Below are 17,238 nucleotides of genomic sequence, written 5' to 3'. Positions count from 1 at the left end.
CCGCCATGCGTCTTGCCCTGAGCCTGCTCGCCACCCTCGCCTGCATCGCGCCCTGCCGCGCCGGAGAGCTGCCCGCTGCCGTCGCGGAACGCATGCAGCCCTACACCGGCGACGTTCCCGGTGCCTCGCTGCTGATCCTCAAGGACGGCAAGCCGGTGGTCCGACGCGGCTTCGGCTACGCCGACCTCGAGCAGCATGTCGCGGCCACGCCGGCCACCGACTACCGGCTCGCCTCGGTGAGCAAGCAGTTCACCGCCGCGGCGATCCTGCTGCTGGCCGAGGACCACAAGCTCGCGCTGGACGATTCGGTCCGCCACTGGCTGCCGTCGCTGCCGCCGTTTGCCGACCGCATCACCCTGCGCCAGCTGCTCGACCATACCGGCGGCCTGCTCGACTACGAGGACCTGATCGAGCCCGCGCAGACCGCGCAGGTCGGCGACGCCGACGTGCTGCGGATGATCGCCGGCACCGACCACGGCTACTTCGCGCCCGGTTCCGCCTACCGCTACAGCAACACCGGCTACGTGCTGCTCGGGCTGGTGATCGAGCGGGCGTCGGGCATGACGCTGCCAGCGTTCCTGAAGGCGCGCATCTTCGCGCCGCTGCACATGGACCACACCCTGCTCTACGAGCACCACCGCGGGCCTGCCGTGCCCCACCGCGCCTACGGCTACAGCTTCATCGACGGCCACTGGCAGCGCACCGATCAGAGCGTCACCTCCGCCACCCGCGGCGACGGCGGCATCTATGCCTCGGTCGACGATCTCGCCAGGTGGGACGCCGCGCTGTACGACGACCGCCTGCTCAGCGATGCCTCGCGCGCGCTCGCCTTCAGCCCACACGTGAGCGTGACCGGGGAGCCGTACCAGGCGCAGTACGGCTTCGGCTGGCGGATCACCGGCGAGACGCTGTGGCACTCCGGCGAGAGCATCGGTTTCCGCAACGTGATCGTGCGCTGGCCGCAGCGGCACCTCACGGTGATCGTGCTCAGCAACCGCAATGATCCGGAGCCGTATCGCACGGCCTTGCAACTCGCGCAGCCGTATCTGGCGCGCTGACCCGCCGCCCGCTTCACGCGTGCGATGCGCCCTCGAAGGAATCCTCGTCCCGATGCCAGTCCCGTCCCCCACACCCGAAGCCTTCCGCTGGCCGCTGCGCATCGCCACGTGGTGCGCGATGGTGCTGCTGGCCGCCTGCTCCCATGCGCCGCCGCGCAATCCGCTGGCGACCTGGGTGCCGTCGCCCAACCACGACATCCGCCGGCCGGTGCTGGTCGTGCTGCACTTCACCAATCAGCACTCGGCGCAGGAAAGCCTGGACACCTTGCGCACACGCAACAGCGGCGGGCCGGTCAGCGCGCACTACCTGGTGGGCGGCGACGGCCACATCTACCAGCTGGTAGCCGACGCGCAGCGTGCGTGGCATGCCGGTGGCGGCCGCTGGGGCACCGTCACCGACCTCAACTCCGCCTCCATCGGCATTGAGCTGGACAACGACGGCCATTCGCCGTTTGCGCCGGCGCAGATCGCCAGCCTGCTGCGCCTGCTGGCCGACCTCACCACGCGGCTGGATATCCCGCCCACCCAGATCATCGGCCACGAGGACCTGGCACCCACGCGCAAGGACGACCCGGGTCCGTACTTTCCCTGGAGCACGCTGGCTCAAGCCGGTTTCGGCTTGTGGCCGAAGGGGCCGCTGTGCGATCCGCCCGCCGGCTTCGACCCGTGGATGGCGCTGGCCGCGGTCGGTTACCCGCTGGACGACCGCCCGGGCGCGGTGCGCTCGTTCCACCACCACTTCCGCGCGATGCAGGGCGAGACGCTGGACGCGGAGGATGCCCGGATCCTCTACAACCTCGCGCAGCAGATCGATGGGGGCGGTAACGCCTGTGTGCCCTATGCGGCCAGAGAGACCGAAAGTAGCCCCTAGAAGCGTCCCTCAGACCTTTTCGTTATTTCCGTGATCGATGGCAATGGCAATGACCGTGCGCCCCACTCGGCCCGGGAGAACCGGACGTGGCCAACCGGAAGCACCGCCCACATTGCCGTCATTCCCGCAAAAGCGGGAATCCACGGTGACCGCTGCATCAGAGATCGATGGATTCCCGCTTTTGCGGGAATGACGGCTCTTGGGCTTCTGCGCAGATAGAGAGCTTCATCGCGCCAGTGGTATCCAGCGTCACGTGCGCACGCTGCTGCACGACCAGGGCAGCACGGCGCACCATGCGCTCAGCCCCCGTCGCCGGTCCGCGATAACCGCGGTGCCAGCCCGCCGGCACGCTGCACCGGCCGATCCAGCGCCGCCGCGACCGCCTCCGCCGTGCCCCACAGCTCGACCTGACGCTTCGCACGCGACAGGCCGGTGTAAAGCAACTGGCGCGACAGCAGGCGGTGCTGCGGATCCGGCGGCAGCAGCACGGCGGCGAGGTCGTACTCGGAGCCCTGGCTCTTGTGCACGGTGATCGCGAAGCCGCCCTCGTGCGGCGGCAGCGTGCCAGGCGCGAAGCTGCGCGCACTGGCGCGGCCGTGCTCGTCCACCGTCTCGAACCACACCCGCAGCGAGCCGTCCGGCTCGGCCAGGCACAGACCGACGTCGCCGTTGTAAAGGCGTGCGGCGTAGTCGTTGCGGCTGACCAGCACGGCGCGGCCGGCGTACCAGGTGCGCTCCGGCGGCACGCCCCAGAGCTGTTTCAGGCGCTGCTCGATCCAGCCGTTGAGCGCCAGCGCGCCGAAGCCGTCCTCGCGCAGCGCGGCCAGCAGTTGCCGCTGCGCCAGGGCGCGCAGGGCCTGCACCGCCATCACGGCCCTGGCCTCGGTCCGGGCCTCGTCGCGCGGTGGCAGTTCCGGACGGATCGGCAAGGCCGCCAACGGCTCGCACCACGCCGCCAGCGCGCGGCGCAGCGCCGCCACGTCGGCGACCTCGCGCCAGCGCGCGTCGTCACCCGCCGATGCCATCGCCGCGCGCAATCCGTCCCCGTCGCCCACGCGCACGGCCCGGTTGATCGGCACCAGCTGTCGCTCGGCGCGGAAGCTGTGCTCCAGCCGCACCAGGTCGCCGCACGGATCGGCCTCGAACGCGCCCACCAGGTCCATCAGCACCGAGCCGGCGGCGACCGAGGTGAGCTGGTCGGCATCGCCCACCAGCACCAGCGTGGCCTGCGGCCGCACCGCGTCGAGCAGGCCGCGCAGCATGGCCAGATCGACCATCGAGGCCTCGTCCACCACCACCACGTCGGCGGCCAGCGGGTGGGTCACGTCGCGGGTGAAACGGTTGCGCCGCGGGTCGTAGCCGAGCAGGCGGTGCAGGGTCAGCGCTTCGGTGTCGGGGATCGCCGCCAGAGCAGTGCTCCAGTCCTCGCCGAGCCGGGCAGCCAGGGCCTGCTTGCCCTGCCGCAGCGACTGCACCAATCGCTGCGCGGCCTTGCCGGTGGGCGCGGCAACCTGGATCGACAGCGTCGTCTCCGCTCGGGACCGCTGCAGCGCCAGCAGCATGCGCAGCACGGTGGTGGTCTTGCCGGTGCCGGGGCCGCCGGTGAGCACGAACAGCCGGCGTCCGCCGACCGCGGCCACCGCCTCGCGCTGGCGCTGCACGGCCTCGGAGCGTTCGCCGTGGAAGAGGCTGTCGACGAGCGATTCGTCGACCGGCAGGGGCCCGGCGGCCGCGCGACGCGCACGCACGGCGCGCGCCACGGCGACCTCGTGCGCGTGGTTGCGCCACAGGTAGAAGCGATCGTCGGCGTCGATCACGTACGGCGTCGGCACCCGGCCGTCGCCGACCAGCGGCTCGGCGCGCAGCGCGAGCAGCGCGTCGGCGTCTGGCCGCGGCATGCCGTGGCGTCCCGGGCCGTCGCCGGACAGCGGCAGCGCGGTATCGCCCTCGCCGTCGGCGTAGCTGGCCCACGCAGCCATCTTCGCCAGCAGCGGCGAACCGCCGTGACCGAGCGTCCAGCGCAACACGGCGCGGTCGAGCGGACGCCACGGCGCGTCGGTGGTCAGCTCCAGCGGCGAAGGCTCGAAACGGTAGGCGCTCATGCGACAGCTCCTTCCATGTGCCCGGCCAGCGCCGCATCGACGGCGGCGATCAACCCATCGTCGAAGCGATGGCGCCAGATACCGGCCGCCGGCGCCAGCCCGACTGCCCGCACGAACAGGTAGATCGCTTCACCCAGATGCCGCTCGCGGCGGTAGCCGGGCAGGCGCTGGCGCAGCATGCGGTCGACCGCCACCGTGTAGAGCAGCGCCTGGAAGCGGTACTGGTGGGCGTCCATGGCCGCCTCCAGCGCGTCCGGCATGTAGCCGTCCAGACGGTCGCCCAGGTAGTTGCTCTTGTAGTCGAGTACGCCGTAGCGGCCATCGTGCTCGATGATCAGGTCGATCTTGCCGGTCATGCGGCCGCGCAGCTGGTTGACCGCCGTGAATGGCACCAGGGTCGGCTGGCCGTGGCGCACGCAGGCCTCGCGCAGCGCGGCCACCGAGGTGTCGTCGAGCACGTAGTGGAACTCCATCTCGGCGAGCTGGCGCGCGGGCGGCAGGCTGCCCAGGGTGAGCCCCGGCAGCAGCGCGGTGTCGAGCACGCCTTGCAGCCGTCGGGCCAGTCGCTGGATTACCGCGCCGCGCTCGCGCTCCTCCAGCGGCACGCCGAACGCGCGCAGCTCGCGGTCGACCAGCTCGAGCTGGCGGGTCATCGGTTCGCCGATCACCCGGTTCTCGAACATCGCGTGCAGTGCGTTGCCGATGTCGGCACCACGGATCGGCGCCAGCGCGAGCAGCTCCGGATGGTCCGGCGCTGGTGCCGGCAGCACCGCGTCGAGCCCCGGCTCGACGTCGTCAGCGGCGGGCGATTCGTCGCTGGCGGAAGAGTCCTCCAGCGTGCCGGCGTGCGCACCGCGGGTCAGCGTGGAAAAACTGTAGACGCGCGCATCGGGATGCGCCGACGGCATCGGCAGCACCCGGCGCGGGCGGTCGTCGGCCGCATCGGGGCCGATGCGGCCGCTGGCCCGCCACGGCCATCCGTCAGGCAGCCAGGCCAGCTGGGGCGCCTCGTCCGCCAGCACCAGGCCGTTTGCCAGCCGCGCCAGCAAACGCCCGACCGAGGCATCCAGCGGCGCACGCTCGGGGTCGCCGGCGGGCTTGTCGCTGTTGGCCTGCTTGGGCCGGTCCGGTGGCAGCACGTAGACGTGGCAGGCGTGGATGGCGCGGGTCAGCGCCACGTACAGCACGCGGAAGCGCTCGTCCTGGCCCTCACGGTCGTACTGCGCCTTCGCCGCCTTGCCGAAGCCGATCACGCGCTGGCCGCACAGCGGCTCGTCGATCACCGGCGTGGTGTCCTGGCCGCTGCGGGTGTGGTCCCACATCAGCGGCAGGAACACGATCGGAAACTCCAGCCCCTTGCTCGCGTGCAGGGTCATCAGGCGCACGCGGCGGGCATCGGACTCGATCCGCAACTGCTGTTCCTCGGCGGCGTCGCCACCGGCCGCCTCGCCCTCGCGCTGGCGCGCGAACCACGCCAGCAACTGCTCGCTGCCGTGGAGCTTTTCCGACTGCGCCTGCAGCAGTTCGCCCAGGTGGCGCAGGTCGGTCAGCGCGCGCTCGCCGTCCTCGCCGGCCAGCAGCGTCGGCGCGGCGCGATCGATCAGTGCACGCACCACCGCCAGCACGCCCTCGCGCTGCCAGCGCACCCGCCACTGCTGGAACTGCTGCTCGTAGGTCAGCCATGCCTCCGGCTGTTCGCGCAGCGCCTTCAGCGCGTGGAACGACATGCCGTACAGTCGCGTGGCCAGTGCCGCGCGCACCGCGCCCTCATCGCTGGCATGGTCGATGCCGTAAAGCACGATCTGCAGCTCGCGCGCCAGGTCCAGCGCAAACACGCTCGAGCGGCCCGCGCCCACGCAGGGGACGCCGTGACGCTGCAGCAGCCCGCGCAGGTCGGTGATGTCCTGGTTGCCCGGCAGCAGCACGGCGATGTCGCCCGGCTGCACCGGCGCGTCGCCAATGCGATGCGTGCCCGCCTGCAGCAGCGCGGCGATCTGCTGCGCGCACGCTTCCAGCGCCAGCCGCGAACGCGCCGGCACGGCGGCTGGACAGTCGCTGCGCAAATGCAGCTGCAGCGGTTGCGCCAGCGGCGTACCGCCGACGGTATAGACCTCGCCATCGCGGCGCGCGCTGGCGTGCACTGCCTCATAACGGATGGGCGCGTCGTCACGGGTCGAGAGCACCGGGCCGACCACCGCATAGAACTGGTTGATCGCCGCCACCAGCGCACGCGAGGAGCGATGGTTGGTGTCCAGCCGCAGCACCTCGTCCGCGGCGCGGGCGGCGCGCAGGTAGGTGTCGATGTCACCGCCGCGGAAGCGGTAGATCGCCTGCTTGGGATCGCCGATCATCACCAGCCGCCCGCGCGCGGCGCCGGCCGCGTCGCTGTAGATCGCGCGCAGGATGTCGTACTGCTGGCCATCGGTGTCCTGGAACTCGTCCACCAGCGCCACCGGCCACGCCGCGTGCAGGCGGTCGGCCAGCGCGCGGTCCTCGCGCCTGAGCGCCTCGCCGACGCGGCCGATCAATTCGTCGAAGGTGAGCTGGGCGCGTGCGGCCAGGCGCTGTGCACGCCACGCGCCGACTTGCGCCAGCCAGTCCTGCCAGGCCTGCACGTGATCGGCCTCGGCCGCGTATTCGAGCACCCGCCCCGCGCGGCTGGCGAACCCCAGCAGCGCGCGGGTCGCCGGCGAGGCTAGCGTCTCGGGCTGCAGCTGGTCTGGCGCGTCGGTCTCGGCAGCCAGCAGGTTGGCCAGGGCGGAGGGCTTGAGCGGTTCGTCGCGATCGCGCAGCCAGCTGGCCAGAGCCAGCAGGGCGTTCTTCAGCGCGCTCTTGCGCGGCAGGAAATGCGACTTCTCCTGGGCGAACGCTTCCAGCGTGTCGGCCTGCGCTGCGGGCAAGGCGGCCTCGAGCGCCTGCGCGTCGGGCGTCCACAGCGCCACGCCCGGTTGCAGGTACGCCTTGAGCAGGCGCCGCAGCGCCGCCAGCGAGGCCGGAGCGGCCGCGACCGCGCGGTCGCCCTGCTGCAGCCGTCGCCACAGGTCGGCGGCCCATTCGTCCAGCAGCGCATCGGCGGCGACCATCTCGCCCAACTGGAAGCCCGCGCCGCTCTCGAACGGGTAATCGCCCAGGATGCGGCGGCACAGGCCGTGGAGGGTGCCGACCGGCGCCATGTCGAGTTCGGCCTGGGCCAGCCGCAGGCGCAGGCGGTCGCGCTCGGCGTCGGCACGATCGTGCTGCCAGCGCGCCTGCAGCCAGGCGCGGTCCGGCGCGGGGGCCGGCGCAGCGCGGCCGGCCAGCCAGTCCTCCGCCGCCATCTCGCCCCACACCAGCTTGGCGCGCAGGCGCTCGCGCAGTTCCTGGGCGGCGGCATCGGTGAAGGTGGTGACCACCACCTGGCGCGGACTGAGCCCCTGCTCCAGCAGCAGGCGCAGGTACAGCACGGCGATGGTCCAGGTCTTGCCCGTGCCGGCGCTCGCTTCGATCAACGTGCGGCCGTGTCCGGCCAGCGCCAGCCGGGTCCAGTCCAGTGCGGGAGTCGATGCGGCGGCGTTCATGCGTGGGGCTCCAGCAGCGTGACCGGATCGATCAGCGCCGCCAGCCGGCGCGCCAGCGCCTGCAGCGCCGCGTGATCGGCATGACCGGGCTCGAAGCGGGCGGCGCCCGCCAGCAGCCGCGCGTAGCCCGGCGCGAAGTCGCGCTCGCCGATGCCGAAACCGCTGCCCTCCCACGCCAGGCGCGCGGCATCGTCGCGCTCGTCCAGCGCGGCCCAGCTGGTGCGCGGAAAATAATGCTGCGGTTGCTGCTGCGCCTGCTGCCACCACGCCAGCAGCGCGGTGACGCGCTCGCCCAGCGCCGCGCGCATGGCATCCGCCGCGGCGTGGTCGCCGTTGCGCAGGTGCAGCGCCAGCAGCTCGGCCCAGGCGTTGAACGGCGCCTCCACCTCGGCACCGCCGTCGGCGGTCAGCACGCCCACGTGCACCGGCACCGCCAGGTCGCAGGACAGGCGCAGCAGCGCCCATTCCAGGAACAGCGGGATGCGCTGGGCAAAGCTCAGGCTGGCGGTCTTGCGGCCCGGCCATGCCTCGAACAACCATAGCCCGTCGCCCTGGCCGAACACGCGCTCCAGCGTGCCCTCCACGCTGACCGGCCCGAGCGCCAGCGCCAGCGAGACCGGCTGGCGCCGCGGCGGCACCGGCGCAAACAGCGGATGCGACTGCGCGCGCTCGAGCAGCGCCTGCACCGCCGCGCGTTCGGACGTCCAGGCGTCTGTTCCGAGCCGGCCGCTGGGCAGCATGCCGCTCAGGCGCAACCACGCAGGGGCCTGCTCCGGCAGCGCGAACGCGCCGCGTTCGATCGCCTCGAAGAAGAGCCGCTTCGCCACCTGGTCCAGGGCACTGAAGCCGGCCTGCAGCGGCTCGCTGTCCTGCAGGGGATCGTCGTCCAGCGCATCCAGGCGGATGTTGAGCTGCTGCGCCAGCACCTGCCGGGCGGGGTCGCGGAAGTACGCCTGCACCTCGCGCAGCGGCACCGTGGCCGCAGGCATCGGCGCCGGGCCCGCGGCCGGCTGCATGAACGAGCCGCCGGCCTCGCCCCGCACCATGCCGGCGAACCCGGCGTCGAACGAGAACAGGCGCGGGTCGCTGCCGTCGAAGTAGCGCGCGTCGAACGGCTGCAGCGGATGGCGGATGCGCCACGGCCGCCGGATCACCGGCGCGGCACCGGGCGCCGCCGGCCGCTCGTCGATATCGCCGTCTTCGCCGCGCAGGCCGGCCTGCTCGTCCAGCAGGCCCAGCAGTTCGGCCAGCGGCGCGGCCGGGTTGCGGGGCTTGCCGTCGCGGATGCCTTCGCCGAGGTACGACAGGTGCAGCACCTCACGCGCGGCCATCACGGTTTCCAGGAACAGATAACGGTCGTCGTTGCGCACGTCGCGATCGCCCAGACGGCGGTGGCGCTGCATCAGGTCCAGCCCGGCGTCGCCGACGGTGCGCGGGAACTCGCCGTCGTTGAGGCCGAGCACGGCGATCACCCGGAACGGGATCGCGCGCTGCGGAACCATGCCGCAGAAGGTGATGCCGCCGAGCAGGAAGCGCTGGCGCTCCGGCGCGGCCGCCAGCCGTTCGCGCAGCACCTCGCGCACCACGGAAAAATCCAGCACCGGGTCGAGGCCGCAGTCGGCCGTCTCCAGCTTGGTCGCCTGCAGAAACCGGCGCAGCAGCGACAGCGCCTCGACCGCCTCGTGGTCGCGCGGGTCGACCCGGAACAGCGTGTCCAGCAGGCTTTCCAGGCGGGTCGCCCAGGCCGAGGCGCTGCGCGGCGTGCCGGCGTCGCGATGCAGTTCGGCCAGCGCCAGCAGCAGCCGGTCCAGCGCCCCGAGCACCGCTGCCTGCGGGCCATGCACGCCCTCCACCGGCCACAGTTCGCCGCCGGGCAATGTCCAGCCTTCGCCCGCCTGGTCGGAGGCGTCGCCCATGACATAGCCGGCAAGCAGGCGATCCATGCCCCAGGCGAAGGTGTAGTCGTCGATGCCGGGCACGCCGAAGCCTTCGCGGAAGGCACCGTCGAGCGCCCACGCCACGCGGCTCTGGCGCAGCCAGCGCGTCAGCGTGTCCAGATCGCTGTCGTCCAGGCCCAGGGCGCGGGCTACTTCCGGCACCTGCATCAGGTCCAGCAGCTCCGGTGCGGCGAGACGCGATTCGGGGATCGACAACAACCGGCTGAACGCCTCGAGCAGCGGATGCGTGCTGGCTACCGCCACGTCGGCCAAGTGGTAGGGCAGCGGCCCCTGGTGGCGCCCGGCCTCGCCGAACACGGCCGGCAGCAGCGGCACGTAGGCGGCGATATCCGGCGCCATCACCACGATGTCGGAGGGCTTCAGGTCCGGCCGCTCGGACAGCTCGCGCAGCAGTGCGTCGCGCAGCACCTCCAGCTCGCGCAGGCGGGTGTGGCACAGGTGCACGCGCAACGAGCGGTCGGCCAGCGCCGCCGCCGCGCCGCCACGCAACGGCTGCACCCGCGTGGTATCGAGCTGACGCATGCTCTCCTGCAGGCGCTGCAGCAGGCCGTCGCCCTCGCCGCGCTGGGGCGCCTCGTCCTGCCAGTGGCGCACGTCCATGGCGATGGCGTCGTCGAAGGCCTGCAGGTTGAGCATGAAGTGCTGGCCCATGCGGCCCCAGCTGGCCAGCAGCGGATGCCCCATCTGCAGGAAGAACTGTTCGGAAGCCTCGCTGAAGTCCACCTGCTGCGCCCGTTCGCGCAACTGCTCGCGCTCGCCGCGCAGGCCGGCCCAGTAGTCGCGGCACGGGTCCGGCACGTACAGGATCACCGGCCGCAGCTGCGCCACCGCGCGCAGCAGGGCCAGCTCGGCCGGCGCCAGGTGGCTGACGCCGAAGATGTGCAGCGGCTCGTCGCTGGCCTGGCGCTGCGGCCGGCGGGCGAGGTCCTGTACCAGCGCATCGACCCGCTCGCCGCGATGCGGCAGGCCGATGTCGGCGCGCAGCTGGCGCCACAGCGGCGCCATGAAGGTGGCTTCGGGCACGTCGTCGCGGCCGCGCTGCCACGCCGCCAGCCAGTCCGGCCGGTAGACCAGGTACTGCGTGTACAGCCGCGCCAGCCGGTCGGCCAGCTGGTAGCGCCGACGCGGTGCGTCCGCACCGGCGAGATAGGCGCGGACGGCCGCATCGTCCACCGCGGGCAGGTGGTGGTGGATGCGCCAGCGCAGCCGGTCGCGCCGATACGGCGTGAGCGCCACGGCGCCGCTGCCCAGCGCGCTGAGCGCCAGTTCGTCGAGCCAGGTGCTGGGCAGGCTGATGCGCAGGTTGGCGACGATGCCGGCCGGCCCGCGACGACGCGCCAGCGCGCCGGCCAGCCAGTGGCGCATGCCCGGATGGGCGGCGATCACCGTCTGCGGCGCCAGCACATCGGCCGGCGGCGCGCTGTCGAGCAGGGTCAGCAGCGGATCGAGCAGGGCCTCGAGCCGGCTGGCGCGATAGACCACGAGGCCGTGATGGAGGTCGTCCGTGGGGGCGGTGTGCATCGTGGGGATGATAGCCGTGCGCGAAGACGGCACAGCGAACCACCGACGCATCGCAGCGACTGCGACGCGCGAGCGCTCATCCGGCCGCTACCACTCCAGCGGCACCGCTTCGGCGTCGGGATCGGCAGCCGGCACGGCGGCATCGACACCGGCTTCGGCAGCGGGCGCCGCCGTGGCATCCGCATCGACGTCTGCGGGCGCAGCATCCGGCGGTGCGTCGGCGGCGTTGCGCGCGGCCTCGGCCTGGGCGAGCCGCAGCGCCAGCACCGTGCGCACGTTGCGCTCCATCTCGGCCAGCGTCATCGGGAAGAACGACGCGTCGCGGTCGTTGACGGTCCAGCTGCGCACGCGCCGCAGGTCCACCGGCACGCCGGCGGCGTGCAGCGAGGCCATCACCTCGTTCGCGTCGATCGAGCCGAGCTCGCAGATCAGCCGCCACAGCCAGTTCATGCGTTTGGGGTCCACCCCGCGGGTCATCGGGGGGTGCCGGTAGGGCAGCTGGCTGAGATCCGGTACGTTCATGGAGGCGTGCCTTCGCGGACCGCGCGGACCATCCGCGCCGGGCCTCACGATAGCGGCCATTCCGAGGTGATCTTTAACGGGCCCGCTGCTCCCCGGCGGGCGGCGAGGGCGGCGTGAACGCCAGCACCTGGCCGGTGTAGGTCTCGATCAGCGCGCTGAACGGCCGCCCCTCACCGTCGACCAGCACCGCGCGGTGCTGCAGCACCCGATCCGGAATCGCCAGCGCGCCGGCGCGATCGGCCGGCAACCGCGGCGCCCGCTCCCAGCCGGCCGGCAGCGGCGCCCACAGCAGCACCGCAGACAAGGTGCGGCGGCGGAAATGCAGCGACTGCACCACCTTGCCGAACGGCGCGTCGGTGCGCTCCAGCGTGCGGTTCATGGCGGCCGTCAGTCGCGACGGCACGTACCAGTTCTCCGCCTCCGACAGCGTGTGCCCGCCACAACGCAGTGCCACCCGGCGATAGGCCACCGGCGCATCCGCGGGCAACCCCAGCTGCGCGCGCAGATCATCCGGCAGCGGCCGCGCCGCGCCGCGTGCGTGTTCGGCGATGACCCTCGCCGGCGACGCCATGCCGTGCGCGCCGCACCAGCGCTCCAGCGTCAGCGTGGCGCTGTCGTGGCTGAGCAGGTCGGCGTTGAGCGTCTGCAGCAACGCCAGCGCCTCGGTGCGGGCCAGCGCGGTATCGGGCCAGGCGGGCGCGGGTGGGGACGCACTGGCACCGGCTGCAAGCGCGGTCGCCAGCGCCATGGCTACGCCAGCGCAGGTCGCCCCGCGCCTCACAAGCCCTTGGCCGCCTGCGCCACGGCGCGGAACAGTGCGCGGCCCTTGCTCATGGTCTCCTCCCACTCGGCGGCGGGGTCGGAGTCGTAGACGATGCCGGCGCCGGCCTGCACGTGCAGGCGGCCGTCCTGGATCACCGCGGTGCGGATCGCGATGGCGGTGTCGGCGTCGCCCCACCAGCCGATCCAGCCGATCGCGCCGGCGTAGATGTTGCGCTTGTACGGCTCCAGCTCCTGGATGATCTCCAGCGCGCGGATCTTCGGTGCGCCGCTGAGCGTGCCGGCCGGGAAGGTCGCCTTGAGCACATCCATGTAGCTGAGGTTCGGCTTGGCCGTGCCCTGCACCTGCGAGACGATGTGCATGACGTGCGAGTAGCGCTCGACCACGAACGACTCGCTCACCTCGACCGTGCCGGTTTCGCTGATCCGGCCGATGTCGTTGCGGCCCAGATCGATCAGCATGACGTGCTCGGCGCGCTCCTTCGGATCGGCCAGCAGTTCGGCCTCCAGCGCCCGGTCCTCTTCCTCGGTAGCGCCGCGCTTGCGCGTGCCGGCGAGCGGGCGCACGACCACCTTGCCGTCCTTCATGCGGGCGAGGATCTCCGGCGAGGAGCCGACGATCTGGGTGGTGCCCAGATCGACGAAGTACATGTACGGCGAGGGGTTCAACGCGCGCAGGGCGCGGTACACGTCCACCGGGCGCGCATTGAAACCCACGCTGAGGCGCTGCGACGGCACCACCTGGAAGATGTCGCCGGCGCGGATGTACTCCTTGGCCTTCTCCACCATCGCCTCGAACTCGGCCTTGGTGAATGACGATTTGAAGTCGCTCTCGTCCAGCGCCACCGACTGGGTCATCTGCGGATACGAGGCGCCGCCCTGGCGCAACCGGTAGACCAGCGCATCGAGCCGGCGCTGCGCCTGCGCGTACGCATGCGGCTGCGACGGATCAGCGTGCACGATCAGGTACAGCCGGCCCTTGAGGTTGTCGAACACGGCGACTTCCTCGGCCAGCATCAGCAGCACATCCGGCGTGCCGAGTTCGTCGGGCCGGCCCCACTGCGCCAGGCGCGGCTCGATGTAGCCGATCGTCTCGAAGCCGAAGTAACCGACCAGGCCGCCCGAGAAGGCCGGCAGCTGCGGCAGCCGCGGCACGTCGTACTGCTGGCGGAGCTTCTCGATCTCGGCCAGCGGATCGTCCAGATGGCGGCGCTCGGTGACTTCGCCGGCGTCCTCCACTTCCAGCTCGTGCCCGCGCAGGCGATACACGCGGCGCGCCGGCAGGCCGATGATCGAATAGCGTCCCCAGGTGGCACCGCCCTCGACCGATTCGAACAGGAAGGTGTACGGGCCATCGGCCAGTTTCAGGTACACCGACAGCGGCGTGTCGAGGTCGGAAAACACCTCGCGCACCAGCGGAATGCGCGTGTGGCCCTGGGCCACCAGCGCGTCGAACTCGTCTCGGGATATCACGTGGGGTGGGTCCGGCTGATTCAAACGGACGGCCATTGTAGGCATGACGCCGCGCCACCGCGCGACGGCCGCACGACGGGCGGCGCACTGCGTCCGCGCGCCGCAGCGGCCGGCAGCGCCCGGCGGGGTGGCGGCGAGGCGCCGCTTGGGTAAGCTGGCAGGCACCCATCGGAGGGAATCACGGGCATGGACACGTTCTGCCTGGTGCTTGCGGGCGACCACCTGGACCACGACGCGGAGGCGAGCGAATCGCGCCTTGCCGCAGCGTTCGGCATGACACCGTCGGCGTTTCGCGAAAACGTATGGCAACGCGCGCCGCTGATCATCCGCCGCGCGCTGGACGAGGCCACGGCCGTCAGCCAGGCCGGACAGCTGCAGCAGATGGGCGCCGCCGCAGCGGTGCACGTCGATCACGGGGCGCTGATCTGGCTGCTGCGCGGCGAGCGGGTGCTGGGGCCACTGCCCGCCGCGGCGCGCGCAGCCTATGCCCGCGCCGGCGACCGCTGGTGCCACGATGGCGACGCCAGCTGGCAGGATCTGCCGTCCGCCTCGCCGCCACCGCTGCCCGCAAACGCTGCCCTGCTGCCACCGCCACTGCCTGGCGCCCGGCCAGTGCGGCGCCGGCGCAGCACCCTGGCCTGGCTGGGCGGACTGGCTGCCGCGGTGCTGCTGCTGGCGCTGTGGGCACATCATCACGCATCGCCACCGGCGCCGGCGCGCCGGGCCGTCACCTATGTGCCGCGACCGCTGCAGCCGATGGTTGCCGATGCGCCCGCCTCCACAACTACCTGCCCGGCCGGCCCCGCGCCGACCGGCGAGGAGGATCGCTTCCTGCTCACCGGCGGCGAACGCCAGTTGACTGGACGCGCGCAGCGCAGCACCGACGCGTACGTGGCCGAGGCGGTGTTGCAGCGGGACGCGCAGTGCCAGCCAAGCGCAGTGCAGCTTTACGTCTTCCGCCACGGCGCCTTCGTCGGCACCGCGATGGATGCGCCGATCGATCCGCGCCGCACGCAGCTGCTCGATTTCTCGATCGACGAGCAGGGGCAGCTCGGCTATCGCCTGCGCCGCTGCGACGGTCGCTCGGACCGCTGCGACGAGCCGGAGGCCTATCAGGCCCGGCTCCAGCGGGGCCACGGCGGCTGGGTCGTGGCATACGGCGCGGCGGATGCGCCCGCCGCGGTGGAGATCATCAGCCGTCCGCCGCCGGACTACCCTGCCGAAGCGGTGCGCCAGCGGCACGAAGGCACCGTGCTGCTGCTGTTGACCATCGATACCGATGGCCTGCCGCAAGAGATCGCGGTGGCGCAATCAAGTGGATTTGCCGAGCTGGATGCCGCAGCGGTGGCGTCTGCCCGGAAGTGGCGCTTTCGTGCGCTGCGCAGCGACGGCGGCGCCACCACGGCGACGGCGCGCGTGCCGGTGCGCTTCCACCTGGAAAGCCCGACGCTATAGCCGCGGGCGTGGCATGCCGAACAGCTGCAGGGTAAATGCCACGCCGCTGCCATCGGCCAGGTTCTGCGCCAGCGCGTTGCCGCCGTGGCGCTCGGCCACCAGCCGCACCACGTACAGCCCCAAACCCAGGTGCGGCGCATCGCCGGGCGTGGCCTTGTCGCGCAGGCTCACCAGCGAGTCGAACAGCCGGGCCTGCATCGCCTCGGGCAGCAACGGGCCCTGGTTGGCCAGGGTGATCCGGGCGCCGCCGTCGATGGCATGCAACTCCAGCCGCAGCCAGCCGTCGATGGGCGTGAACGAGAGCGCGTTGTCGAACAGCTTGTCCAGGGCTTGCGCGATCAGCTCGGGCGCGCCGTGGAACGGCAGCGGCGCCTCGGGCAGCAGGCACTCGAACGGCCGCGTGCCGGCGAGCGCACGGTAGGACTCGGCGCAGCCGCGCAGCACCTCGCGCAGGTCGACATCCTCCGGCTCGGCGGCGGCGATCGCGCGCTCCATCCGGCTGGCCTCGCTCATCGCCCGCACCAGAGCGCCCAGGCGCGCGGTGCCGTCGCGTGCGCGCTCGAGATACGGCGCGGCGTCGGCCGGCACGCCGCCGTCCGCGGCCAGCGCATGCTCGAGGTTGTCCAGCGAGGATTTGACGATCGCCAGCGGGGTGTTGAGTTCGTGCGACAGCTTGGACGCCAGCGTGCGCAGGTAGTCGGTGTAGCCGCCGACCGCCTCGAACAGCTTCTCGAAGCTGCGCGCGAGGTCGCCGACTTCGTCGGGCGCATCGGTCATCGGAAAGCGGCCACGCTGGAACAGGCCGTCAAGACGTCCATCGGCCGCCTGCGCCCGCTCGGCTGCATCGCGCAGCTTGCCCAGGCGCAGGCTCAGCCGCGTGGCGAACGCCAGCAGGATGCCGCCGGCCACCAGCAGCACCGCAAAGCTGGTGAGCAACAGGCCGAACAGCGCGCGGTTCGCCAGCAGCGGCACCGCCCGGCTGGCCTGCTCCAGCAGCAGCACGCCGCGCACCTGACCGTCGCGCTCGATCGGCACGGCGGCATCGAGCACCACGCTGGCGCGCGTCTCGCCCTCGCGCCACACCGCGGCAGGCGTGCCACGGCGTGCATGGGTTACCTCGTCGGTGAGCAGGCGCGGCGCGTCCTGCATCCACGGCTGCGAGGCCTGCACCCGGTCGGCCAGCAGCGAGCGGTAGATCAACGCGGCGAACCAGCCCGGTTGCGGGCCTTGCCCGCGCTTGGTCGCACCCGCGCCGCTGCGGGCCAGCAGCCAGCCGCCCGGCGACAGCACGCGGGCGTGCACATCGTCCGGTGCCAGCTGCGCCAGTTCTGCCGACAGCGTGTCCGAGTACGCCAGCAACGGACGCTGCTCGAACGCCAGCGGATCGCCGCCGTCGGCCGGATCGAACACGCCCAGGCCCAGCCCGCCGACCCCCGCCGCACGCGGCACGCGCAGTTCGATGCGGTAGCCGCTGCCGTCCTCCTGCCACTGCGCGGCAAGCTGATCGGGCAGTCCGTCCACCGGCGGATCCAGCGCCCGGGCGCCGACCGGCCCCGGTGCCGCGCTGGCCAGCAGGTAGCGACGACGCGCCGCCCCACGCACCAGCGTGAGCACCACATGATCGGCGCGCAGCACCAGCGGATCGTCGACCTCGGCGCGCGTGCGGCGGCTGTCACGCACGTCCAGCCACAGGTAGAGCCAGTGGTCGTCCTGCGCCAGCAGCAGCTTGGCGCGCGCACCCACCGGCTCGCTCCACGGCGTCAGCGGCGCCCAGTCGTCGCCGTAGCCGTCGATCGTGATCGGCGTGCTGGCCTGCTCGACGTACCAGCCCTGCGCCTCGCGCGGCAGCGTGGCGCCGGTCGCCACCAGGCTGCGCGCCACCGCCCGCGCGGAGGCGGCAAGCGCCTGCGCCTGGCCTTCGCGCAGCAGGGTTTCCATCTG

At 72.3% G+C, this 17,238-nt stretch carries 10 protein-coding genes; 3 read left to right on the top strand and 7 right to left on the bottom strand.

Translation table 11 applies throughout. From position 1 onward, the window contains the following. The first annotated feature begins 5 nt into the window (after nt 1-5). Together VFG40_RS02825 and VFG40_RS02820 are read left to right on the top strand one after the other, a co-directional pair. Nucleotides 6-1,058: a serine hydrolase domain-containing protein gene (locus tag VFG40_RS02825; protein WP_324894682.1), complete on the top strand. Its 1,053-nt coding sequence runs from the start codon at nt 6-8 to the stop codon at nt 1,056-1,058. Nucleotides 1,059-1,110: 52 nt separating this feature from the next. Beyond that, nucleotides 1,111-1,929, top strand: coding sequence for an N-acetylmuramoyl-L-alanine amidase (locus tag VFG40_RS02820; protein ID WP_414649233.1), 819 nt, complete (start codon nt 1,111-1,113; stop codon nt 1,927-1,929). A 299-nt stretch (nt 1,930-2,228) separates the two neighbouring features. Here the strand turns inward: VFG40_RS02820 and recD are convergent, their stop codons facing one another. From recD to trpE, 6 genes are all read right to left on the bottom strand, one after another. After that, complete coding sequence (recD, locus tag VFG40_RS02815) at nt 2,229-4,031, bottom strand: exodeoxyribonuclease V subunit alpha (protein ID WP_324894680.1); 1,803 nt, start codon at nt 4,029-4,031, stop codon at nt 2,229-2,231. After that, entirely contained in the window at nt 4,028-7,588 is a 3,561-nt protein-coding gene (locus tag VFG40_RS02810) for a UvrD-helicase domain-containing protein (protein WP_324894678.1), read from the bottom strand. The genes recD and VFG40_RS02810 overlap by 4 nt, the downstream gene beginning before the upstream one ends. After that, a complete protein-coding gene (gene recC, locus VFG40_RS02805) occupies nt 7,585-11,067 on the bottom strand; it encodes an exodeoxyribonuclease V subunit gamma (protein WP_324894676.1) in 3,483 nt (1,160 codons plus the stop codon). Before recC ends, VFG40_RS02810 begins: the two co-directional genes overlap by 4 nt. 87 nt (nt 11,068-11,154) lie before the next feature. After that, nucleotides 11,155-11,589 (bottom strand): hypothetical protein, encoded by a 435-nt coding sequence (locus tag VFG40_RS02800; protein ID WP_324894674.1) that lies wholly within the window; start codon nt 11,587-11,589, stop codon nt 11,155-11,157. Between the two features lie 73 nt (nt 11,590-11,662). Beyond that, nucleotides 11,663-12,337: a hypothetical protein gene (locus VFG40_RS02795; protein WP_324894672.1), complete on the bottom strand. Its 675-nt coding sequence runs from the start codon at nt 12,335-12,337 to the stop codon at nt 11,663-11,665. A 29-nt stretch (nt 12,338-12,366) separates the two neighbouring features. Beyond that, entirely contained in the window at nt 12,367-13,842 is a 1,476-nt protein-coding gene (gene trpE / locus VFG40_RS02790) for an anthranilate synthase component I (RefSeq protein ID WP_324894670.1), read from the bottom strand. Nucleotides 13,843-14,028: 186 nt separating this feature from the next. On the opposite strand from trpE, the gene VFG40_RS02785 reads away from it, so the two are divergent. Beyond that, nucleotides 14,029-15,297: an energy transducer TonB gene (locus VFG40_RS02785; protein WP_324894668.1), complete on the top strand. Its 1,269-nt coding sequence runs from the start codon at nt 14,029-14,031 to the stop codon at nt 15,295-15,297. Here VFG40_RS02785 and VFG40_RS02780 read toward each other — a convergent pair. Next, the coding region (locus tag VFG40_RS02780) for an ATP-binding protein (protein ID WP_324894666.1) at nt 15,292-17,238 on the bottom strand (1,947 nt) is incomplete at its 5' end. The two genes, VFG40_RS02785 and VFG40_RS02780, sit on opposite strands and share 6 nt — an antisense overlap.

This window comes from Dyella sp. (genome assembly GCF_035685805.1).
Classification (GTDB): Bacteria; Pseudomonadota; Gammaproteobacteria; order Xanthomonadales; family Rhodanobacteraceae; genus Dyella_A.
Note: the sequence above shows the minus strand (reverse complement) of the source record. Positions and strands in the feature narration are given on the sequence as shown.

Excerpts from the sequence above, each read along its gene's own strand:
- VFG40_RS02825 (WP_324894682.1), top strand. The coding sequence starts at position 6 with ATGCGTCTTGCCCTGAGCCTGCTCGCCACCCTCGCCTGCATCGCGCCC.
- VFG40_RS02820 (WP_414649233.1), top strand. The coding sequence starts at position 1,111 with ATGCCAGTCCCGTCCCCCACACCCGAAGCCTTCCGCTGGCCGCTGCGC.
- recD (WP_324894680.1), bottom strand. The coding sequence starts at position 4,031 with ATGAGCGCCTACCGTTTCGAGCCTTCGCCGCTGGAGCTGACCACCGAC.
- VFG40_RS02810 (WP_324894678.1), bottom strand. The coding sequence starts at position 7,588 with ATGAACGCCGCCGCATCGACTCCCGCACTGGACTGGACCCGGCTGGCG.
- recC (WP_324894676.1), bottom strand. The coding sequence starts at position 11,067 with ATGCACACCGCCCCCACGGACGACCTCCATCACGGCCTCGTGGTCTAT.
- VFG40_RS02800 (WP_324894674.1), bottom strand. The coding sequence starts at position 11,589 with ATGAACGTACCGGATCTCAGCCAGCTGCCCTACCGGCACCCCCCGATG.
- VFG40_RS02795 (WP_324894672.1), bottom strand. The coding sequence starts at position 12,337 with ATGGCGCTGGCGACCGCGCTTGCAGCCGGTGCCAGTGCGTCCCCACCC.
- VFG40_RS02785 (WP_324894668.1), top strand. The coding sequence starts at position 14,029 with ATGGACACGTTCTGCCTGGTGCTTGCGGGCGACCACCTGGACCACGAC.